This is a genomic window from Clostridium kluyveri, from assembly GCF_001902295.1.
Lineage (GTDB): Bacteria > Bacillota > Clostridia > Clostridiales > Clostridiaceae > Clostridium_B > Clostridium_B kluyveri_B.
The window spans coordinates 2244985-2266692 of the sequence record NZ_CP018335.1; the positions used below are offsets into that span (position 1 = coordinate 2244985).

At 31.3% G+C, this 21708-nt stretch carries 15 protein-coding genes and 1 riboswitch; of the genes, 4 read left to right on the forward strand and 11 right to left on the reverse strand.

The genetic code is table 11. The features are described 5' to 3' along the window. Window positions 1-68: 68 nt before the first annotated feature. Window positions 69-1676: an alpha-glucan family phosphorylase gene (glgP, locus tag BS101_RS10790; RefSeq protein WP_198039466.1), complete on the reverse strand. Its 1608-nt coding sequence runs from the start codon at window positions 1674-1676 to the stop codon at window positions 69-71. A gap of 427 nt (window positions 1677-2103) precedes the next feature. Here glgP and BS101_RS10795 point away from each other — a divergent pair, with 427 nt between their 5' ends. Beyond that, window positions 2104-3486, forward strand: a complete 1383-nt coding sequence (locus tag BS101_RS10795; protein WP_073538828.1) for an FAD-binding oxidoreductase — start codon at window positions 2104-2106, stop codon at window positions 3484-3486. A gap of 76 nt (window positions 3487-3562) precedes the next feature. On the opposite strand, the gene BS101_RS10800 is transcribed toward BS101_RS10795, so the two are convergent. The 3 genes from BS101_RS10800 to BS101_RS10810 are packed head-to-tail and all read right to left on the reverse strand — an operon-like array spanning window position 3563 to window position 8114. Continuing rightward, window positions 3563-5413 (reverse strand): ABC transporter ATP-binding protein, encoded by a 1851-nt coding sequence (locus BS101_RS10800; protein ID WP_073538829.1) that lies wholly within the window; start codon window positions 5411-5413, stop codon window positions 3563-3565. Next, complete coding sequence (locus BS101_RS10805; RefSeq protein ID WP_073538830.1) at window positions 5410-7635, reverse strand: ABC transporter ATP-binding protein; 2226 nt, start codon at window positions 7633-7635, stop codon at window positions 5410-5412. Before BS101_RS10805 ends, BS101_RS10800 begins: the two co-directional genes overlap by 4 nt. A gap of 41 nt (window positions 7636-7676) precedes the next feature. Continuing rightward, on the reverse strand, window positions 7677-8114 hold the full coding sequence (locus BS101_RS10810) for a MarR family winged helix-turn-helix transcriptional regulator (RefSeq protein ID WP_073538831.1): 438 nt from the start codon (window positions 8112-8114) through the stop codon (window positions 7677-7679). A gap of 197 nt (window positions 8115-8311) precedes the next feature. Between BS101_RS10810 and BS101_RS10815 the strand changes: the two genes are divergently transcribed. Then, on the forward strand, window positions 8312-9040 hold the full coding sequence (locus tag BS101_RS10815) for a LysE family translocator (RefSeq protein WP_073538832.1): 729 nt from the start codon (window positions 8312-8314) through the stop codon (window positions 9038-9040). 98 nt (window positions 9041-9138) lie between these two features. Here the strand turns inward: BS101_RS10815 and BS101_RS10820 are convergent, their stop codons facing one another. The 4 genes from BS101_RS10820 to BS101_RS10835 all read right to left on the reverse strand — a co-directional run bounded on the left by BS101_RS10820 (window position 9139) and on the right by BS101_RS10835 (window position 14357). Beyond that, window positions 9139-11001, reverse strand: coding sequence for an APC family permease (locus BS101_RS10820; protein WP_073538833.1), 1863 nt, complete (start codon window positions 10999-11001; stop codon window positions 9139-9141). Window positions 11002-11393: 392 nt separating this feature from the next. After that, window positions 11394-12263: a GGDEF domain-containing protein gene (locus tag BS101_RS10825; protein ID WP_073538834.1), complete on the reverse strand. Its 870-nt coding sequence runs from the start codon at window positions 12261-12263 to the stop codon at window positions 11394-11396. Between the two features lie 305 nt (window positions 12264-12568). Continuing rightward, entirely contained in the window at window positions 12569-13225 is a 657-nt protein-coding gene (locus tag BS101_RS10830; RefSeq protein WP_073538835.1) for an HAD family hydrolase, read from the reverse strand. Window positions 13226-14075: 850 nt separating this feature from the next. Next, a complete protein-coding gene (locus BS101_RS10835; RefSeq protein ID WP_073538836.1) occupies window positions 14076-14357 on the reverse strand; it encodes a putative quinol monooxygenase in 282 nt (93 codons plus the stop codon). A 200-nt stretch (window positions 14358-14557) separates the two neighbouring features. Between BS101_RS10835 and BS101_RS10840 the strand changes: the two genes are divergently transcribed. After that, on the forward strand, window positions 14558-15211 hold the full coding sequence (locus BS101_RS10840; RefSeq protein ID WP_073538837.1) for a hypothetical protein: 654 nt from the start codon (window positions 14558-14560) through the stop codon (window positions 15209-15211). 65 nt (window positions 15212-15276) lie between these two features. Then, complete coding sequence (locus BS101_RS10845) at window positions 15277-16980, forward strand: GMC family oxidoreductase N-terminal domain-containing protein (RefSeq protein ID WP_073538838.1); 1704 nt, start codon at window positions 15277-15279, stop codon at window positions 16978-16980. Window positions 16981-17061: 81 nt separating this feature from the next. Here the strand turns inward: BS101_RS10845 and BS101_RS10850 are convergent, their stop codons facing one another. The 3 genes from BS101_RS10850 to cysD all read right to left on the reverse strand — a co-directional run bounded on the left by BS101_RS10850 (window position 17062) and on the right by cysD (window position 21708). Then, a complete protein-coding gene (locus BS101_RS10850; RefSeq protein WP_073538839.1) occupies window positions 17062-18699 on the reverse strand; it encodes a methyl-accepting chemotaxis protein in 1638 nt (545 codons plus the stop codon). An 80-nt stretch (window positions 18700-18779) separates the two neighbouring features. Continuing rightward, window positions 18780-18883: riboswitch (SAM riboswitch) on the reverse strand. A gap of 112 nt (window positions 18884-18995) precedes the next feature. After that, window positions 18996-20828 carry a GTP-binding protein gene (locus BS101_RS10855; RefSeq protein WP_073538840.1) on the reverse strand — a complete coding sequence of 611 codons (1833 nt, stop codon included), beginning with the start codon at window positions 20826-20828 and terminating at the stop codon, window positions 18996-18998. A 79-nt stretch (window positions 20829-20907) separates the two neighbouring features. Continuing rightward, window positions 20908-21708: a sulfate adenylyltransferase subunit CysD gene (gene cysD, locus BS101_RS10860; protein WP_073538841.1), complete on the reverse strand. Its 801-nt coding sequence runs from the start codon at window positions 21706-21708 to the stop codon at window positions 20908-20910.

Consider the following 21708-nt stretch of genomic DNA (forward strand, 5'->3'; position numbering starts at 1 on the left):
CTTATGATTTTACCTACTTATAAAAATAAGAAATTTTAAGTTCATATTTATTATAATTACTTTTCCACTTACTTATACACTTTATCATAATATTCCATAATCATTCTATCTGCTGAATATCTTTCCACCATAGCATTTACACTGGCTATCATCATTTCATTCCATTTATTTTTATCGTTATAATAAGTTTCCAAAACTTTGTTAATTAATACATCATAGAGACTTTTTCCATCATGAATATCCTGTTCGCTTTCAGTTCTACCTATAAATCCATTTCCTATCTGCCATCCTGTAACTTCATCCCAACAAGCCTCTGGCCACCATCCATCCAATGTACTTAAATTCAATACTCCATTTACAGCAGCCTTCATACCCGAGGTACCGCAAGCTTCCTTAGTAACCCTTGGATTGTTAAGCCATACATCTACTCCCCTTGTGAGTAGTGCTCCTTTTTCCATATTGTAATTATTGAGAAAAACTACAGATTGAGCATATTTTTCTTGTATACTTAAAATATGCTTTATTATCTCTTTCCCGGTAAAATCCAAAGGATGTGCCTTTAAAGATATTATTATCTGTACCTTTTTGCTTTTCAGAAGAGGTGCAATCTTTTCTTCATTACTAAATATTAAATCCCCTCTTTTATATGGTGCTGCTCTCCTTGCAAAACCTATAATCAAACTATCCTTATCTAGTTCTACTCCTTTTTCTTCATATACATACTGTATCATCCTAATTTTATTCTTCATATGGAGTTCTAACAGATTTTCTTTCTTTCTAGCAGCTTCTATAATAGACTTATCTCCCCAGGTATTTATATTTATCCCATTGGTTATACTTATAATATCACTTCTATTATGGACATTCTTCCACATTTCATTTGCCGTTCTTCCATGCATAGCTGAAACTGCATTGGACTTTTTAGAAAGTCTAAGTCCTGCTGCAGTCATATTGAAAGGATTTCCTCCTATCTCTGCTATAAAATTTCTATCCAGTCCATCATAGGCATCCATATACTGCAATATATCCAGTCCATGGGATTCGTTTCCCTCTATAATAGGAGTATGCGTGGTAAATACAATATTATTCCTGCAGTTTCTCCAGGCCTCATGAGCATCTTCCCCTCTGCCAATTCTCTCTCTTATAAGTTCAAACCCAGCAAAAACAGCGTGTCCTTCGTTGAAATGATATATATCTATATCCTTTTTCAATGCCCTTAAAGCTCTTACTCCTCCTATTCCAAGTACCATTTCCTGAGCTATTCTTTCTTCTTCAAACCATCCATATAATTGGCCTGTTATCCATCTATCCGAATTTTCAGGAAGATCTGTATCCAGCAGATAAAGTTCTGAATTGCCAAAGCAATCCACTTTCCACACTTTACAATGTACAACTCTTCCTCTTATTTTCACATTTACCTTTATTCCCGTATCTTGAAGAAAATCATACTCATAATTATAGAAAGAATCCACTATTCTCTGCTTGTCATCTATATGCTGTTCTACATAACCTTGTTTCCATCTTATTCCTATGCCAGTTACAGGAAGATTATTTTCTTTAGCCGCTTTAAGGTAATCTCCCGCCAGTATTCCAAGTCCCCCAGCATATATTTTAAAATCAGAGTTTAATCCAAATTCCATACAAAAATAAGCAACTTTGGGGCAATCTCTACTCACTATCTTAACATCTCCTTTTTCTATTTTTATAGAAGACAAATTTAAAACTTTATTATAAATATCCAATTTAATATTAAATATTTTTTACATGCATAAATTGTAATAACTGTGATAATATTATATTTTTACACTATATAATATTTACTTTCTTATTATATGTATGATAAGCTTTATTATACATGAAAACAAAGGAAAATATTAACACAGAATCAGTACTTTTATACTATTGATTGAAAAAGATAGAAAAGGTGCTGTTGTATTAGCAATTTTAAAAATCGTTAATGCAACAGCACCTTATTTATTTTGTTGAAACTCGCTTTATTTTAAGAACTTTTTTTCATATAATTAATATAGTAAATTTAAATATAGATTTTAAGAGAATTAGCAAAGAATAATAAATCTTAATTATCACAAGGAGGCAAAAATATTGAAAGAAGAAATCGTTGAAAATTTGAGAAAAATTACAGGAGAAGATTGGGTCATCAATGATTTATCCCAAATGAAAAGTTATCTATATGACGAGACTGAATCTTTAATTCGTATTAAACCCTCAGAGGATTGTATAGTAGTTAAGCCTGGTTCACCAGAGGAAATATCCAAAATATTAAAATATGCCAATGAAACATTAACACCTGTGGTTCCAAGAGGAGGCGGCACCGGTGTATGTGGTGCCGCAGTACCTATAAAACCCAGTATAATTCTTTCTCTTGAAAGATTGAATAAAATCATTGAACTGGATGAAAAAAATTTGATGATTACTGTGGAGTCAGGAGCTACTTTAGCAGATTTACTCCAATCATTAGGTAAACAGGATAAATTATTTTTTCCTATACATCCTGGAGATGAAGGTGCACAAATTGGCGGCATGGTTATGGAAAATGCGGGAGGTACAAAAGCTGTAAAGCATGGAATCATGAGAAATCATGTAAAAGCATTGGAAGTAGTCCTCCCTACGGGAGAGATAGTTAATTTTGGTGGAAAACTCTTAAAAAACAATATGGGTTATGACTTGCTCCATATGATGATAGGAAGCGAGGGAACTCTTGGTATAGTTACAAAAGCTACTTTAAGACTTTATGCAAAAAATAATTATACGGGTACACTTTTAATTTCCTTTGATACAAGGCGGGAAGCTTGTGATGCAGTACCAAAAATACTCCAGGAAGGGATTACCCCTTTAGCTGTTGAATACATGGATAGATTTATCTCAGAAAAAGCTGCAGAACACCTTGGAACTATCTGGCCTGCCACTGAAGGCTCTGTAGACTTGATGTTCATGCTGGATGGAGCTACAGAGGACGAATTATACTCAACCAGTGAAAAAATTGTAGAGATATGCGAAAAACATAATGCAGTGGATAGTATTATAGCAGAAACCGCAAAAGAGCAAAAAAATCTTTTGGACATACGCAGCAACGCCTACACTCCTTTTAAGGAACATGTAGCAGACGGTCTTGATATGGCAGTTCCTCCGTCCTCAGTACCTGACTTTTTTGATGATATAACAACCCTTGCTGAAAAATACAATACTATAATTCCAGCTGTGGGCCACATAGCAGATGGAAATATTCACAATTTCATTATGAGCGAAAATGGCAAATTACCTTCTTATTATGAAGAATTCAAACAGGAAATGTATAAAATTGCATTAAAATACGGTGGTACAATAACTGCAGAACATGGTACTGGAAAATCACGAAAAAAATATATGCCTCTTCAGTTTACCCAAAGGGAAATTGACATTATGAGTGGAATTAAAATGGCTTTTGACCCAAATAAAATTCTTAACCCCGGTACTGTGGTAGACTAAAAAATATCATAATTCAAGTTAAAAGTTAAGAGTCATGGGACAAATCACCCATAACTCTCACTTTTTAACTTATTAACTATTCATTTTGTAAAGAATAGTTAAATTGACTATTATAAAGTTTTGAATACGCTCCTCCCTTTTTAAGAAGTTCATGGTGATTTCCCTGCTCCACAATGTCTCCATTATCCATTACCAGGATCAAATCAGCATCACGAATTGTAGACAATCTATGTGCAATAATAAAGCTGGTTCGATTTTTCATAAGATTGTTCATGGCTTTCTTTATTCTTACTTCTGTACGTGTATCTACAGAACTGGTTGCTTCATCTAAAATAAGAACCTTAGGATTTGAAAGTATTGCCCTTGCGATAGTTAAAAGTTGTTTTTGTCCCTGAGATATATTTGAAGCTTCTTCATTAAGAATCATATCATATCCACCTGGAAGAGTACGTACAAATCCATCCACATATGCTGCCTTTGCTGCAGCTTTTACTTCTTCATCCTCAGCTTGAAGTTTTCCATATCTTATATTTTCCATTATGCTTCCATTGTAAAGCCAGGTATCCTGAAGAACCATGCCAAACATAGATCTAAGATCCCCTTTAGTATAATTTCTTATATCATATCCATCCACCAGAATAACACCCTTATTTACATCATAAAAGCGCATCAAAAGTTTTACTACGGTAGTTTTTCCAGCCCCTGTAGGCCCTACAATTGCTACTTTTTGTCCTGGATTTATTCTAGCGGAAAAATCATTAATCACGATTTTATCGGAATTATATGCAAATTGAACATTCTTAAATTCAACGCTGCCTACAGCATTTTCAATTTTCACAGGATTTTGAACTTCAGGAACTTCTTCTTCCTCTTCCAAAAATTCAAATACACGCTCTGCTGAAGCAGCTGTCTGTTGAAGTATATTGGATATATTGGCAATCTGAGTAATAGGCTGGGTAAATGATCTTACATACTGTATAAAAGCCTGAATATCACCTACCTCAATGGTCTTCTTTATTGCAAGCCATCCTCCTAAAACACATACGCCTACATACCCCAGATTGCTCACAAAATTCATTACAGGCATTACTATGCTAGTTAAAAATTGAGATTTCCAGGCAGATTTATAAAGAGTATTATTAAGCTTATCAAATTTTTCAATACTGTCTTTTTCTCCATTAAAAGCTTTCATAACTATATGTCCGCCATACATTTCCTCTACATGACCATTTACATGTCCCAGATAATCCTGCTGCTCCTTAAAGTATTTTTGAGAATACTTTATTATAAACATCATAATTATCATAGACAGTGGAATTATACAAAGGGCTACCATAGTCATGAGAACACTTATACTAAGCATCATAATAAATATACCAATTACAGTGGTAACGGATGTGATAATCTGTGTAAGACTCTGGTTAAGTGTTTGGCTTAAGGTATCAACATCATTGGTGACACGAGATAATACTTCACCTTGATTTGTACCATCAAAATATTTAAGGGGTAATTTATTTATTTTTTGAGAAATTTCCTTTCTCATTTTATAACTTACCTTCATAGAAACTCCAGACATTATCCATCCCTGCATATAAGCAAATAGTGAACTTATTAAATATAATGCCCCAAGTATAACTATTATTTTCCCTATATAATTAAAATCCACTCCTGTTCCACTACCTGAAAGCTTATTCATAATCCCTTCAAATAACTTTGTTGTAGCATTGCCCAGCATCTTAGGACCTATTATAGAAAAAGATGCACTAACTGCTGCAAATATAACCACAACAACCACAGAAACTTTATATTCATTCATATACCTTATGAGATTTTTCATTGTATCTTTAAAATTATTTGCTTTCTCCCCTCCCTGGATCATTCCTCCAGGTCCTCTTGAGGTCTTTTCTATTTTTCTCTTCTCACTCATGCCAACTCCTCCTTTGAAAACTGTGACAATGCAATTTCCTTATATACATCACAATTCTCCATAAGTTCTTTATGAGTACCTGTCCCTACTATACTGCCATTGTCAAGAACTATTATTTCATCTGCATCTATAATTGTGGAAATACGCTGTGCCACAATAAGGAATGTACAGCCTGCAGTTTCTTTTTTTAGTGTTTTCCTAAGTGCAGCATCTGTTTTAAAATCAAGAGCTGAGAAACTGTCATCAAACAAATAAATTTCAGGTTTTTTAAGTAGTGCACGGGCAATAGATAATCTCTGTTTCTGCCCTCCAGATACATTTGATCCTCCCTGGGAAATTTCAGTTTTGAATCCTTCTGGTTTAGTGTTTATAAATTCCATGGCTTGAGCAATCTCTGCGGCATTTTTAATATCTTTTTCCGCTGCATTCTTGTTTGCATATTTAAGATTGGATTCAATTGTACCACTAAATAAATAACTCTTTTGAGGTACATATCCTATTTTGTCACGAAGCTCTTGCTGTGATACATCTTTTACATTTACACCATTTACAAAAATTTCTCCCTTCGTTACATCATAAAAACGCATAATCAGATTTATAAGAGTAGTTTTACCCGAACCTGTAGAACCTATAAATGCAGTAGTTTTGCCTGGCAGTGCCTTGAAACTAATATTTTTAAGTATGTCCTCTTCGGCTCCCGGATATCTAAAAGACACATTCTTAAATTCCACCACACCTTTTATGCTATCATCAAAATGTTTAGGTGTTTTGGGATCTGAAATTAAAATTTCCTTTCTAAAAACCTCATCAATACGTTGTGCTGAAACAGATGCTCTAGGTATGAGAATAAACATTACTGCAAGCATTAAAAAAGCCATGATTATCTGCATTGCATATTGCATAAAGGCCATCATATCTCCCACCTGCATACTTGCATTTGCCACCTCATGGGAACCTATCCACACGATAATCAACGTTACCCCGTTCATAATAAGCATCATAACGGGCATCATACAGGCCATTACACGATTTACAAATAGATTTGTATTGGTAACATCCTTATTTGCCCTGTCAAAGCGTTTTTCTTCAAAATCTTGAGTATTAAAAGCTCTTATTACCATCATTCCTGAAAGACTTTCACGGGTTACAAGGTTAAGTCTGTCAATAAGTTTTTGTATAATCTTAAATTTAGGAAAAGCCACTGCAAATATTATAAAAATCAACCCTAAAAGTACTATAACTGCCACTGCAATAATCCATGACATAGAACTACTTTTTTGGACAGCTCTTATTACACCTCCAATTCCCATAATAGGTGCATAAAATACCATTCTTATCATAATTACCATAAGCATTTGTATTTGTGTTATATCATTAGTACTTCTTGTTATAAGGGAAGCTGTTGAAAAATCATCAAACTCTTTATTTGAGAATTTCTCCACTTTTTCAAATATATTTTTACGGAGATTCCTTGCAAGTCCTGCAGCTGTTTTAGACGCTAAAAATCCCACTATTATGGTGCATATACCACCTAATAATGATATAAGAAGCATAATCATTCCCGTATTTATGATATATCTATTCTGCATCTTATCCGTATTCATCCCCAGAGCCTTATACTCAGCCTTAACTTCTGAAACAGCAGATTGAGTTATCATGCTGTCATCTAAATTTGAGATTTTATTATCTATGCCTTTAATTATCTCTTCACGCTGATTATATGGCATGGAGGAAATTACTGCAAACAGATCTGTATTCACAGGTACTTTAAATCCATTAAAGGATATTATTCCATTTTCACTATTGGATTTAATCTTTTCAATACTAGAAACTCTAAGTATTGCCCTGCCCATTATATTATTCAGTTTTTCTCTTTCACTCTTTTTTATATCTTCAACTACAAAAATAGGCTCATTTTTAAGATTAGGATACTCCTTTAAATACTCTTCATAATCTTTACTGGACTTATCAATAAATTTATAGCTCTTAAAAACCTCTTCTTTATCTTCTTCATTCATGAGTAATTGTGTCTTATTCATTTCACTTTGTCTTATTGCCTGGGGAACTGCATCTAAAATACCCCCTTGTTGTATACCCTTATTCACAATATTAGAAGTGTAATCTGGAAGAGCCAAATCACACATAGCCTGCACAAACAAAAGTACTACGGCCATAATAATCATTGCAACAAATGGTTTTAAGTATTTTATTAATTTTATCATTATTAGATTTACTCTCCTCATTCAATAATATAGGTTTAAAATTATTTCTTTTTATTTATCAATTTTTCTAACAAATCCAACCCCTCAAGTATTTTATCAATTTCATTAGATGGAACTCCATCTATAATATCTTCAAATTTCTTCTCAATTTCACAAAAATTATCGTGAAAACTTCTTTTAAATTTTTCAGTTACACTTATATATACTACCCTCCTATCTGTCTTGCTTCTAATTCTCTTAACCAATCCCTGTGTTTCTAGTCTATCTACAATTCCTGACACAGTACTATTAGACAATCCTATCTTTTTACTTAAATCACTTATTTTCATCTGTCCATGTCTATGTAATATGCCAACAAGCATCCCCTGTGTTCCTGTAAGATTAAAGGGATTAAACCTATTTGCCATACTTTTTTTAAAAGAAAATAGAATTACTTTCATTTTGGTCACTATTAAAATACCTTTATTCTCTTCTGTCATGGATTCACCTACCTTAAATTTAAAAAATATTTTCTATCCGAATATTTTCTATCCGAATATTTTATTTATGAATCATTTTACTACTTATATTTTTTAAAGTCAACACTTTTAAAATACATATAGTTATTGAAGATGTGTCATATTAAATATAAAATAATTATATACTAATCAATTAATAATGAAAGCAGGAAATTTATATGTTACTTAACTTGTTTAGAGGAATACTTATAGGCTTAATAACAGGAATGCCTACAGGTCCTATTGGTGCCATATGTCTTAAAAATACTATAGCCTTTGGAAATACCTATGGCTTGGTATCAGGATTAGGTTCAGCACTGGCAGATAGTATCTATGCAGCACTGGCTTCCTTAAGTTTCATAATAGTGGAAAAATTTATTCTCCTGCACGGATTATATTTTCGTATCATAGGTGGGATTATATTAATTTGTTTTGGTATCTACACTTTTATAAAAGAAAAATCAGATAATAATACCTGCAAATCAGCTAAAACAGAATCATTAAATAATACTTCTTTATTTAAAGCTTTCATATCAACTTTCCTAATGGCATTTGCAAATCCACTTACAATTTTTTCTTTTATAGCTGTATTTACGGGATTGCATTTAATACATATAGGAAGAGACATGTCTAGTAGAATACTTTTGATAGTGGGAGTGTTTATAGGGAGTATGTTTTGGTGGTTTATATTAATTTTTATGACTGGTAAATTCAGTAATAAGCTAAATTCCAAAAATACAAAATTTATAAATAAAATTTTAAATTCTATAATAATATTTTCTGGAATTATAATATTCTTAGGGGCTTTTAATACATTTAATATAAGAAAGCCTCCCCTTTTACATTCAAAGTTATTTCAGGTAATTCTGAACGTAAAATACAAACTGACTCCCCACAGATATAGATAAAAATTACTATGTATGTAATCTATTAATTTTGTATAATAAAAACAGGTTTCCCAAATAGTTGTCCTAAGGGAAACCTGTAGAAAAGATTTATTACAAAATTATTTCTTTAAACATTCTTCATTATCTTCAAAAATTATATAAGGTACTGTAACTATTGCTATATTTCTTCTTCTAAGCAGCATGGTTTTAATAAATAATGCAGTCTGATTGTGTAGTATATTTCCCCACCACCTAGTAACCACAAATTGAGGAAGTACCACTGTTACCGTATCTTTAGAACCTGCTGCATATTCTTCAGATTCTATAAATTTAACTAAAGGTCCCACTACACTTCTATAAGCAGATTTCTTTACCACTATAGGTATACCTATATCATATTCATGCCATTTTGATAAAAGTCTGGCTGTAGCCTCATCATCTATTGAAACATGGAAAACTATTATATTATTGGATATTGTTCTGGCATAGTTTAAAGCCTTCAGAAACGACCTATTTAAAGTGTCTATGGGAACAATAACATATCTTTTTTGCTTTGTAAAATCTATTTCCTTAGGTCTTTCATTTACCGCAAGCTTTAACTGCTGAGCTACCTTTTTGTAATGTCTATTTATTTCTACCATAATATAAACAACTGCAGGTATTAATATAAAAACAATCCAGGCTCCCTGCAAAAATTTAGTTATACCTAATATGACAGCTGTAGCAAAAGTAACTACTGCCCCTATACCATTTATAATCGCTTTATGCCTCCAGCCTGTATTTTTTAATTTTACCCATCTTTTAAACATTCCTGCCTGTGACAAAGTAAAAGATATAAATACTCCCACTGCATATAAAGGCAGCAAACTGTGGGTTTCCCCATTAAATATAACAACAAGTATAGAAGATATTATACATAACATCATAATTCCATTAGAATACCCAAGTCTCTTTCCTCTTTTGGCAAATTGTCTAGGTGCAAATCCATCTTTTGCTATAAAAGCCAGTAATAATGGCAGTCCTGTAAAAGCAGTGTTGCTGGCCATTATAAGTATGATAGTAGTAGTTATCTGAACCAGATAAAACATAATATTGTGGCCAAATATCTGAGAAGCAAGTTGGGCAACTACTGTTACTTCAGTGTTAGGTACTGTATGATAAAGTGTGGATAGATAAGATACCCCTCCAAATATTATAAGTACAACAATTGCCAAAAGCTCCAGAACTATACGGGCATTTTTTTGTGAAGGCTCTTTAAAACTGGGGATGCCATTACTTACGGCTTCTATACCAGTAAGTGCCGTACATCCTGACGAAAAGGCCCTTATAAATAATAATAGGGTTATATTGGATACAACTTCTGGTATTTTGTATACCGGTTTAGGTACATAGCCAAATACCTTTACTTTAAATATTCCAACTATAATCATGCACAAAATAACAGCCATAAATATGTAAGTTGGAGTACCAAATACTTTAGATGATTCCCTTATACCTCTAAGGTTTCCTATGGTTATAATAACTATAAAAAATAGAGTTATAGTAACCCTATGAGGTGATAAGAAGGGTATTGCAGAAATTATAGCAGCAGTACCTGCCGATGTGCTTACCGCCACAGTTAGTATGTATCCAATGGTTAAAGATGCCCCTGCCACAAGTCCGGAAACCGTTCCTAGATTATCTTTTGCAACAATATAAGAACCTCCTCCTTGGGGATAGGCATCTATAGTTTGTCTATAAGACAATGTAACCAAGATCATTAAAAATACAACACACAGTGCTGAATAAAACATATATTTATAGGACATTATACCCAAAACCGGTATAAGTACCCATAGTATTTCCTCCCCTGCATAGGCTACAGAGGATATTGCATCACTGGATAATACAGGTAGTCCCCAAAGCACATTAAACTTTTCAGATTTAAGTTCTGTAGTTTTAAGACTCCTACCTATTAATAATCTTCCTAATTTAGATAACATTTTTACACCTCTAAAAGCAAATTTTCTTTTAACTTTAGTATGAGACGATTATATATTATTATTCAATTTTATAATAGCTTTATTTACCATATTTAAAGCTCATTTTCAATGAAATTATCCAGTTTAACTCAATAAAATAACTCATTTAATTGTTTTTCACACTTATTCTTCAATTTAATACTATTCACATTAAATCCACAGATTACTTTTTCCACTACTACAGAGCACATATACATGAATATTAAAGTATAGAGTGCCTTTGGTAAACCTCTTATAAAAATTACCATAAAACTAAAAATTCCAAATTCTCTATCTATAGTTTTAAAACCCAGTATAAATATTGGTATATTTAAAGAAAATTATCTAATCAAGTAATTCAAATGTAATTAAACTTATATTAGAACAACTCTATTTCTACCTCTAACTTTTGCCTCATAAAGTGCTGAATCTGCCCTTTCAATGCACTCTATAAAACTTATACTATGATTAAAGTTAACTAGTCCAAAACTCATGGTCATGTGAAATATTTTGTCATTATATTCAAAAATTTCATTCTCAATTATAGCTCTGATATTTTCAATTACAGATAATGCATACTTTAAATCTGTTTCAGGAAGAAAAATTACAAATTCTTCTCCTCCATACCTGGAAATCACATCCTCTTTACGTAAATTATCTTTAAATATACATGCTATTTTTTTTAAAACTTCATCTCCGCATCCATGTCCATATGTATCATTAATATTTTTAAAAAAATCCACATCTCCAATAGCCAATGAAAATGACGTAGGCCTTGTACTAATTTTTTTTATTTCACATTCAAATTTCTGCCTTAAATCTCTTCTGTTGGATAATTTAGTAAGAGGATCAATTCTAGACATATTATCTAAATACATATTTAATCTAGTCAATTTAAAATTTGCTTTATTTAGCTTACACTTTTCCTGTTCCAATAATTTATTTTTATTCTCAATTTCTCTAGTCCTATATTTTACTGCCTTTTCTAATTTAAAGTTTATACTTTTTAATTCTCTTAAATAAAGTTTATTTTCATAATGTTCTTTCATAAAGAGTTCTACAATATTTTTTATATATCTTAAAGTGTTGCAATCAGTATTTTTCGAAATATATAAGTAATAATTTGAATAATTAAGTTCAATTTTTATATATTTACAATTATTAATATTTTCTTGCAAAATAAATAAATCATCTAGATTACATAATTTTTTTAAATTAATGATTAATTCATCTGTTCTATTCATAGATTCACCGCCAATCGAGTAAAACTATCCTTATTGTATATTTTTATAGGACGACAACTATTTTACTAATATTTTCAAATTATATTTTAATTAAATAAATCAAAAACTATATTTTAAGAAAATTAATACTTTATAATAAAAGATTATATCCCATAAACAACCCTTTTTCTACTTTATAATACTTTTTTTTATGTTTATTTCATGTTTTTTATATAAAAATAAATGTATTAGAAGATAATTCTATATTATAATCTAATACATTAAATATAATAATACACCTGCTGGTGTCATTAACTATTGTATTTTCATTTTTTATAAGAAGTATCAATTACTTTAATAGCATCGATTAATTGTTCTGGTTTGCTTATAATAAGTTTATTATTATTTTCGAACTTATTTTTATCATATCCCCAGCCATATTCCACTAAAATCACATTTTTTATCCCTGCTTTTTTAGCAGAATCATAATCAGATAATCTATCACCAATTGCTATAACTTCATCCTTTCTAACATTATATTCATTAATTACAGTTTCAAATTCTTCCGACTTATCCAGCTCCTGATGTCCGTACTTATGTCCTATGACATCTGAAAAATATTTATCTATATTATAACTTGAAAGCTTTTGCATTACTTCTTCCTTGTAATTTGAAGATACTAATACCAATTTGTAACGACTGCATGCCCATGATAAGACATCTTTTATACCTTGAAAAATACCTGGTTTTTTGGTAATAATCTCTTTTCTAAATATCTCCACTGCTTTTTTTTGTTTATCAGAGTCCATGCCAAGATTGTTATAACACTCATGAAAATCATAACCATATATATTTCTAAATTCCTCAATTGTAGATGGTATTTTCACATCTAACTCACTACCTATAACTTTATATATGTCATAAATGTTAGGAAAAGAATCCACTAATACACCATCGTAATCAAAAATTATTAATTTAATCATTTTAATTCCCCCTCTAAATATAATGTCTAAATACTTATTAACATTATAAATTATTTACCATAACAATTAAACTTTTCTATATAAAATTAAAAATCCCCCTATATTTTTTTAAAAAAGTAAACGTTTTAAAGAATTATATGAATATTTTAAATATTCTTAAATATACATATATAAAATTAAAATTATACAAATTTAATCTATTAAATCTAAATTAACATATATAGTTTATCCCACAAAATCTATACTATAATTAATATTAATAGTTTATGAATATTTATGAGAAAAGTTCATTAATTCTGACTTTTAAAAGAAGGAAATATATTTTTTTTAATTTTTAGTATAATTTTAATTGACATACACATACTATAGAGATATAATAGAAAAAAGTAAAAGGACGGTGAATACATTGAGTAAGATAAACGATAAAAAATCGGTTCTAATAACTTCGGAGGTTATTGAAGAGTGTCTTTGCGAATCTTTTGATATTACAGAAAAAAATACTCTATCACGTAAAAAAAATAAGACTCATCTAAAGTAATGCCTTTGTTATACGCTATTCTATTTTTGAAAAAAAATAGAATAGATGTATGAAAAGGCTTTTTTTATTGTTATCATTTCTTCTTAGAAAGCTATTTATATATTATACATAAAATTTGTTAAAAATTTCTCCAATTATATTAACTTTACAAAATATTTACATTTATCTTCTTTTTCATATCCTGTTGATCTTGTGAATTTTAATTTTCTATTAGGTGATAAGCTAATTATTGTATTAGGAAGAATAAGTTATAAATATAGTAAAACTAAACACACTCTTTTACAAAGTGCATTTAGTCAACTGAAAATAATTCTATATTTCTTTATAAAGGTTACTTTCCTTACCAACACGAAGTTCTGCAAGTAAAGGAATTATTCTTTTAAAATGCTCAGTATTATTATGTTTTTCAATAGCTTTTCCATCTTCCCATTCTTCTATAAATGTAAGTATGGAATCATCATTTATATCTTCAAACAAGCCATAAGAAATACAGCCTGCTTCCTGTCTGCTTTTTTCAATTAATTCTTCTGCCAATTCAATAAATTTTTCTTTCTGACCTTTTTTTAACATATTTTTTGCAACTATTTTTATCATTATTATCAATCCTCTCTTAGAAATTAGAATTACATACATTTACTTAAAATATGGTACACCATTATAAGAAAGAAGTAAATGAAAGAAACCTTATCATGAATTCTATCGTATATGAATAAAAACTTCATACTGATGATAAACTATATCTATTATATAATCTATTTTTTTAACAAAAATTCTAAGGATATATGGAGTAAATCATGAATCTAAATATTTTTAAACTATTTCCTGAAATGATAAAAGATCAAAATAAATATCCTTTCCCTCACACAAATATGACCTTTAAGGCATTGGTTGATGCTGCTATACCTAAAACTCCTAAGTTAGCAGAAAATCATGGGCCTATTCAATTATTCGGAGCATTGGACTGTAATATCCATGGATATGAAATATGGATATTAAATCACTTTGTTTCTTTACATATACCTCCATTAGATGTGAATATTCATCTGGCTAACTCAACTGCAAAAATGTTGGATATGGCTGCCAGACAATTGATTGATTCCAAAGAAAATAAAAAATCTATAGATTCTAAATTATTCAGGGAAAAATATATATTTGCATCCCTTGAACCAGAAGATCGCTTTCGTGCCATAAGTCTTTTAGAGGAATTAAAAATTAATCCTGCAAATTTGCCACTGCCTTTTTATAATAATCCTGGTCTTATAGTTTCTCTGACTGCCGGAATAGTTATGTTTATTACAATAGGTTACTACACTGAATGGTCAGCCTATGGTTCAACAAGTATGGAAACACCTAATAAACGAAAATTAAAGCAATTTCCTATAGGATGGGAGCAGGTAGAATATCCAGGCCCTTCTAAAGGATACCATGCTTTCAGAGGATATTTATGAGTAAAATTCTACCTGAACCTAAAATCACTTAATCATATAAGTTCGTAAAATAGGAGGTGTATTTTATGGAAAAAGATACTGATGTAATAGTTATAGGTGCAGGAGGAGGAGGTCCGGTGGTTGCCAAAGAACTTGGTGAAAAAGGCATAAAAGTTTTATTACTTGAAGCAGGAACATGGTATGGAAACAAAAAATGGCCCAATCCACTCCAAGAACAAGGGGCCAAAAGTTCTAATACTACTGAAGACTTAAGCGATGAAATTTTACATAGATGTTTTACAGATTATGAAGGAGATACAAACGACAATGTAATTGGCAGATTTCGCTGGGGAACTGCAGATAGGCGAAAACCTGCTTGGTTTAGAAGACTTCCTCAAGGAGGCTTTGCCTGGCAAAGTTCCAGTGTAGGTGGCACTACACTGCTTTACTTTGGAAATTCTCCTAGAGCTTTTCCTTCATCTGTAAATAATACATGGCCAATTTCATATAAGGAGTTAATTCCATACTATGAAAAAGTTGAATCCACACTTCCCGTTTCTCAGGCTCCAATGACAGATAAGGAGGAGTTATTTTTTTATGGTGCTAAGAAAGCTGGATGGCCAATTTTAAAAACTCTTGATATAACAAATCCAGGATATAGAACTCAGCCTAATGCAATCTTACCTCCTGATCTTGATATAAACAATTTAGATTTTAAATTTGAATATAGTACAGAAGGCTGCACTCTTTGCGGCCATTGCATCAATGGGTGCAGCATAGGCCCTTCAGTAGAAAGAGTGGCAAAACGCTCTACACTAGTGAGTTATATTCCTTTAGCCTTAAAAACCAATAACGTAGAAGTCAGACCTAATACATTTGTTACAAAAATTTTAACGAGAAAGGATAATACGGGAAACTTAAAATCTGTAGGCATTAAATATAAGGACACATGGACAGGAGAAAATGGGGAACTTAAAGCAAAAGTTATAGTAATGTCTGCAGGTCCTATAGAATCTCCCAGATTGTGGTTAAATTCGAAACTCCCAAATAACCCCTGGATAGGAAAGGGATTGACAAATCATTGGTTTGACTGTATATCTGGAATATTTAAGGAAAAAGTTTTAATGAATATATTAGGTACCCCTGATGTACGACCCTATGTAGGTCAAAATTCGGCAGCCAGATTTGACTATCCAGGCCTTGGCGCACTCCAGGGACTAGGTGTAAGTCCTGGAATATACTCTACACTATCATATTCCCTAAGCAGATATGGCTACAATTTTTTACATAAGCCTGCCCCTGAAGAACCCTGGGATATCAGAGGAAGGGTAGTAGGCCAGGAACTTAAAGAAATTATGATGTCATATCCACAGACTTTAAGTATTTTACTATTTACTGACGATACTCCAAATGATAGAAATACTGTTACACTGGATAATCTCATAAAGGATGAAAATGGTTTTGTACCTGTAATTAAATATATACCTTCCAAAAATGATATACAAAAAAGAGATAAACTTGCAGCAATTGCAGCAGATATACTAAAGAAAGCAGGTGCTAGTAAAATTATACGCACAGACTGTACCTCTGGCCTATTAGTTCATATGCAAAGCACTATGCGTATGGGGCACGTTACTGATACAAACTGCGAAGCAAAACAGGTAAAAAGACTATTCATTGCAGACAACAGTGTACTATATAACAGCTTAGGAGGAGCTAATCCTACTCTTACAACACAGGCTCTGGCAACACGGACGGTAGAAAAAATAGTTCATAAATATTTTAATTAGTTGCAAATTTTTGCTATATCCCTAAATAAGTGATTCTATATTCAGGGGAAGTTTTTTTATCTGAATTTTAGAATTACTTATTTATCCTAATATCAAATCTCCCATTAATACTCCTGTAATTTCACTTTCTTTATTTCTAACTGGAACTGAAAGAGCTATACAATAATTATTGGTATCTACAGATATATAGGGCTCAGACTGATATTCCTTTCCTTTTATTGACTCTTTAAAATAGGGTCTGTGAGAAAAACTAGTATATACCTCTTCTTCGCTATAGTCCAATGTTATAGCTTTTCTAAGTCCATCCCTCTGTACTAGTCCAAACAATTCAAAATAAGGGTATTTATCTATATTTTTTGTTAATATTTCAGTACAAATATTATATTCCATGGTACTTAATCCTTCAATTTGTGCTACCTGCCTGAGTACCTCTAATCCTGTTTCTATGTTTCTACGTACTTCCTCATTTACATTATAATCTTTGGCAAAAGAGGATATGCCCTCCTTTAAACTCTTATTCATATCTGATAAATTCGATATAGAATCAAAGGCATTTTTCATAGCAGATAACTGTTCTTGGGAAGCTGATGCCACTTGCTGGGTAGCTGCAGAAGTATTTTCTGATATTTCACATACCTTTCTCATAAGATCTCTTATATCAATTACTTTTTTATTTTGTATATTTATAACTTTATTTATATCTTCTATGGAATCTATAGATTTTTTACTTTCTATATATATATTATCTAAATTTTCTTTTGTAGCATTGGAAAATGTTATGGTTTCACTAAATATTTTAGCTTCATTATCCATGTTAGCAGATATGTCCGTTATTTCTGATTTAATCTCATCTATTATATACTGAATTTCTTTGGCCTGATTGGAGGATATAGCAGCCAGTTTTCTTATTTCATTTGCCACTACTGCAAAACCTGAACCACTTTCTTTTGCCTTTGCAGCTTCTATAGAAGCATTTAAAGAAAGTAAATTAGTATTTTTACTTATATCATTTACTGCATCTGCTATATTTTGAATTTTAAAAGCTTTTTCATATAAATTTTTTACTTTTGATACTAATTTTATATTTAGCTCTGAAGACTGATTCATCTTTTCAATCAATTCTTCGTAAGTTTCACTACTGTGTTTTACTACTTCCATCATGGAATGAGCATTATTTGCAACCGACTCTCCATTTTGTGATATAGATTTATGTCCTTCCACAAATTCTTTAATAAGTGTCTCCGTTTTAATTACATCATTCATCTGTTCTATCATATCCTGGGATATATTATTTATAGCAGAACTGGTTTCTTCACCTGATCTCTCTACCAATAATGTATTTGAACTTAAATCTTCGCAGTAATTTACAACTTTATCAGTCATTATATTGGTTTCATTTATAAATCCCCGTATACTTAAAATCAATATATTTATACTTGAACACAGATCACTAAAAATGCTTTTATCATGTGTTTTTATTTTTTTTGTTAAATCTCCCTGGGATATCTCTTCTATAGACTTATTAATATCTTCCAAGGATTTAAGAGTCAAATTTAATATTATAAGAACAGATGTGACTAAAATTATAATTAATAAAACCCATACAATATTATTTAATATAATGCCCTTTCCTCCAATAATACTAGAAACAATAAAAACTAATAGTGTTAAAAATATCGAACTTACTCCAAATATAAGGCCTATCCTTTTACCTTTCATATTTAAAACCTCCCAAAAACAAAATTGAAATACAAAAACCTCTTCTTATAATTAAGAAGAGGCCAAAAAACCACAGCATCCTCTCATCTTTAAGGAAACATCCTTCAGGATTTAGCACATTTCTAGAATATCTAGCTGTTGCCGGGCTTCACAGGGCCAGTCCCTCCACCTCTCGTGATAAGAGCGTATATAATAATATGTATTCATTTTTTATTACAATAAATTATATACATTATGGCTATAATTTGTCAACAACTTTATAGGATTCAAAATTGATTTTTAACACTATATTTTTATCAATAACTAATTGTATTTATAATATCTTTAACTTTTACATCTGAATTAAATTCTGCATCATCTATATAGAGCATTATCACAGGATAATCAGATCTTTCATACTTAAATATATTATCACTATCCTCACTGAAAACAGTAGGATTCCTTTTTTTACACACTTCACTATCTGCATCTATAAATATTTCCACATAATTTTCTGCTCCAATTATATTTTTAGCATACTCTCTATCTTCTTTAAACCTGCTTACAGATGTAACTATGGTTATGGTACCACTATCTGCAAACAAATTAGCCACCTCAGCAATTCTTCTGGTCTGTTCATGGGCGTCCTTAGAATTGAATGTAAGATCAGAGCTAAGTCCAAACCTTAAATGAGATGAGTCAAGATAATACACTTTTTTTCCTAAATCCATGAGTTTTTTCTCAAGTTTAACTGCTATTTCATTTTTTCCGCATCCTGGAAGTCCTGTAAGCCATATAACTTTTCCTCTTTGGCCCAATCTTAATTCTCTATCCTTTCTTGATACAAGCCTCTTTCTTATGGATATATTTTTACTTTTCACATCTTTTATTTCCCTTTTTAATGAATCTTCTATATTGGAAATAATTCCGCCTCCACTTATATCATAGTCTTCTACTATTACAAATCTTCCCGTAGATTGAAACTCATTAAATTTATCAAAACAAATAGGCTCCTGGGTTTTTATAGTAACTTCAGCTACATCATTTTTCTTTAAAAAAGCCAGATTTTCACTGCTGGCCAATGTGGCTGCATCAATTATCTTATTTACAGATATTATTTTAAACTCTACTTCCTGAGTTTCAATCTTCAGTTTATAGATTTTATCCTTTACCAATTTATTATCTCCAAGCCAGAATACATTAGCATTAAATACATTTCCTACAGTAATTGGAGAATCCTTATGGCATATAACTTCTCCTCTTTTATTGTAAAATTCATCCTCTAAGGTAATTCCCACGGACATTCCTGCAGTTACTACATCTGTCTTATCCTTTTGCTGCCATACTTCAATACTCCTTACTTTTGTGGATTTCCCTGAAGGATAAATTATAATTTCATCACCCTTTTTTAAAGTACCTGATTGAATTCTACCTGCTATAATTCTTCTGCTGTCAAATTTATATACATCCTGGATAGGAAATCTAAGCTCTTTTTCTTCAATTCCCTTATCTTTTTCTATACTATCCATACTTTCTAAAACATTTTGCCCATTGTACCAAGGCATCTTATCTGATTTACTGGCTATATTTTCGCCATTTGAAGCAGAAATAGGTATATATTTTTCTGGATATATATTTATGTTATTTAAAAACTCATTAAATTCTACTTGGACTTCATTAAATCTCTTTTCCGAATAATCTACTAAATCCATTTTATTTATAACTACAAATATCTTTTTGATACCGATAAGCGAAAGAATATATCCATGTCTCTTTGACTGCTCTTGAACACCTTCTTTAGCGTCTATAACTAAAATAGCCGCCTCTGCACTGGCAGCTCCTGATATCATATTCTTTAAAAATTCCTTATGTCCTGGTGCATCTATAATTACATAATCTCTTTTTTTTGTAAAAAACTGAAGCATAGTTATATCTATGGTTATACCCTGTTTTTGCTCCTCTTCAAAAGCATCCAACAAATAGGCATACTCAAACTTTTTTCCATTATCTTCAGATATTCTCTTTACTTTTTCAATTTCACCTTCAGGCAGTGAATTAGTATCATAAAGCAGTCTGCCTATTAAAGTGGACTTTCCATGATCTACATGTCCAACCACTACTATATTTAAATTTTCTCTGTCTCTTGCCATTTAAATACCTCCTAATTTATTAAAGCCGCACAAATTACACATTCTGAATCGTGAACCATCAATTGTGCATCGTGAATTATTACATATATCCTTCTTTCCTCAATTTTTCAAGTGCATGGGCATCTGCTTTATCCTGAGCTCTTCCAGATCTTTCTGTCTCATTGGTGTTTTTAAGCTCTTCTATTATTTCATCTAAACTTGACGCATTGGAATCAATAGGATTTGTACAAGGTGCACATCCAAGGCTTCTATATCTTTTACCATTCTTCGCAAAATAAAGATCCACTACTGGAATATTCTCTCTCTTTACATATTCCCATATATCTAATTCAGTCCAGTTTATAATAGGATGTACTCTTATATGGTTACCCTTTTTAAAATCAGTCTTAAATTGATCCCAGAGTTCAGGTGGTTGATCTGTATAATCCCATTTAGATTCTGCATTTCTCTCACTAAATACCCTCTCCTTTGAGCGGGAACCCTCCTCATCTCTTCTAATGCCTACAATAAGACCTTCAAATTTGTGCTTATCTATTACCTGTTGAAGTCCATCTGTCTTTAGTGCCCTGCAGCAAACAAGTCTTCCCTTTTCCGGTCCCATACCTTCTTCTAATGCTTTAGTATTTGTGTGTACTATTAAATTTAAATTATACTGTTTTGCCACCCTATCTCTAAATTCTATCATTTCTGGAATTTTTAGTGTAGTATCCACATGTATAAGCGGAAATGGACAATTTCCGAAAAATGCTTTTTGTGCCAACCACAACATTACTGTGGAGTCCTTGCCTATAGACCATAACATTCCAAGCTTTCCAAGCTTTTTATAGGCTTCTCTAAAAATATAAATACTTTGTGCTTCTAATCTATCTAAATGATTCAT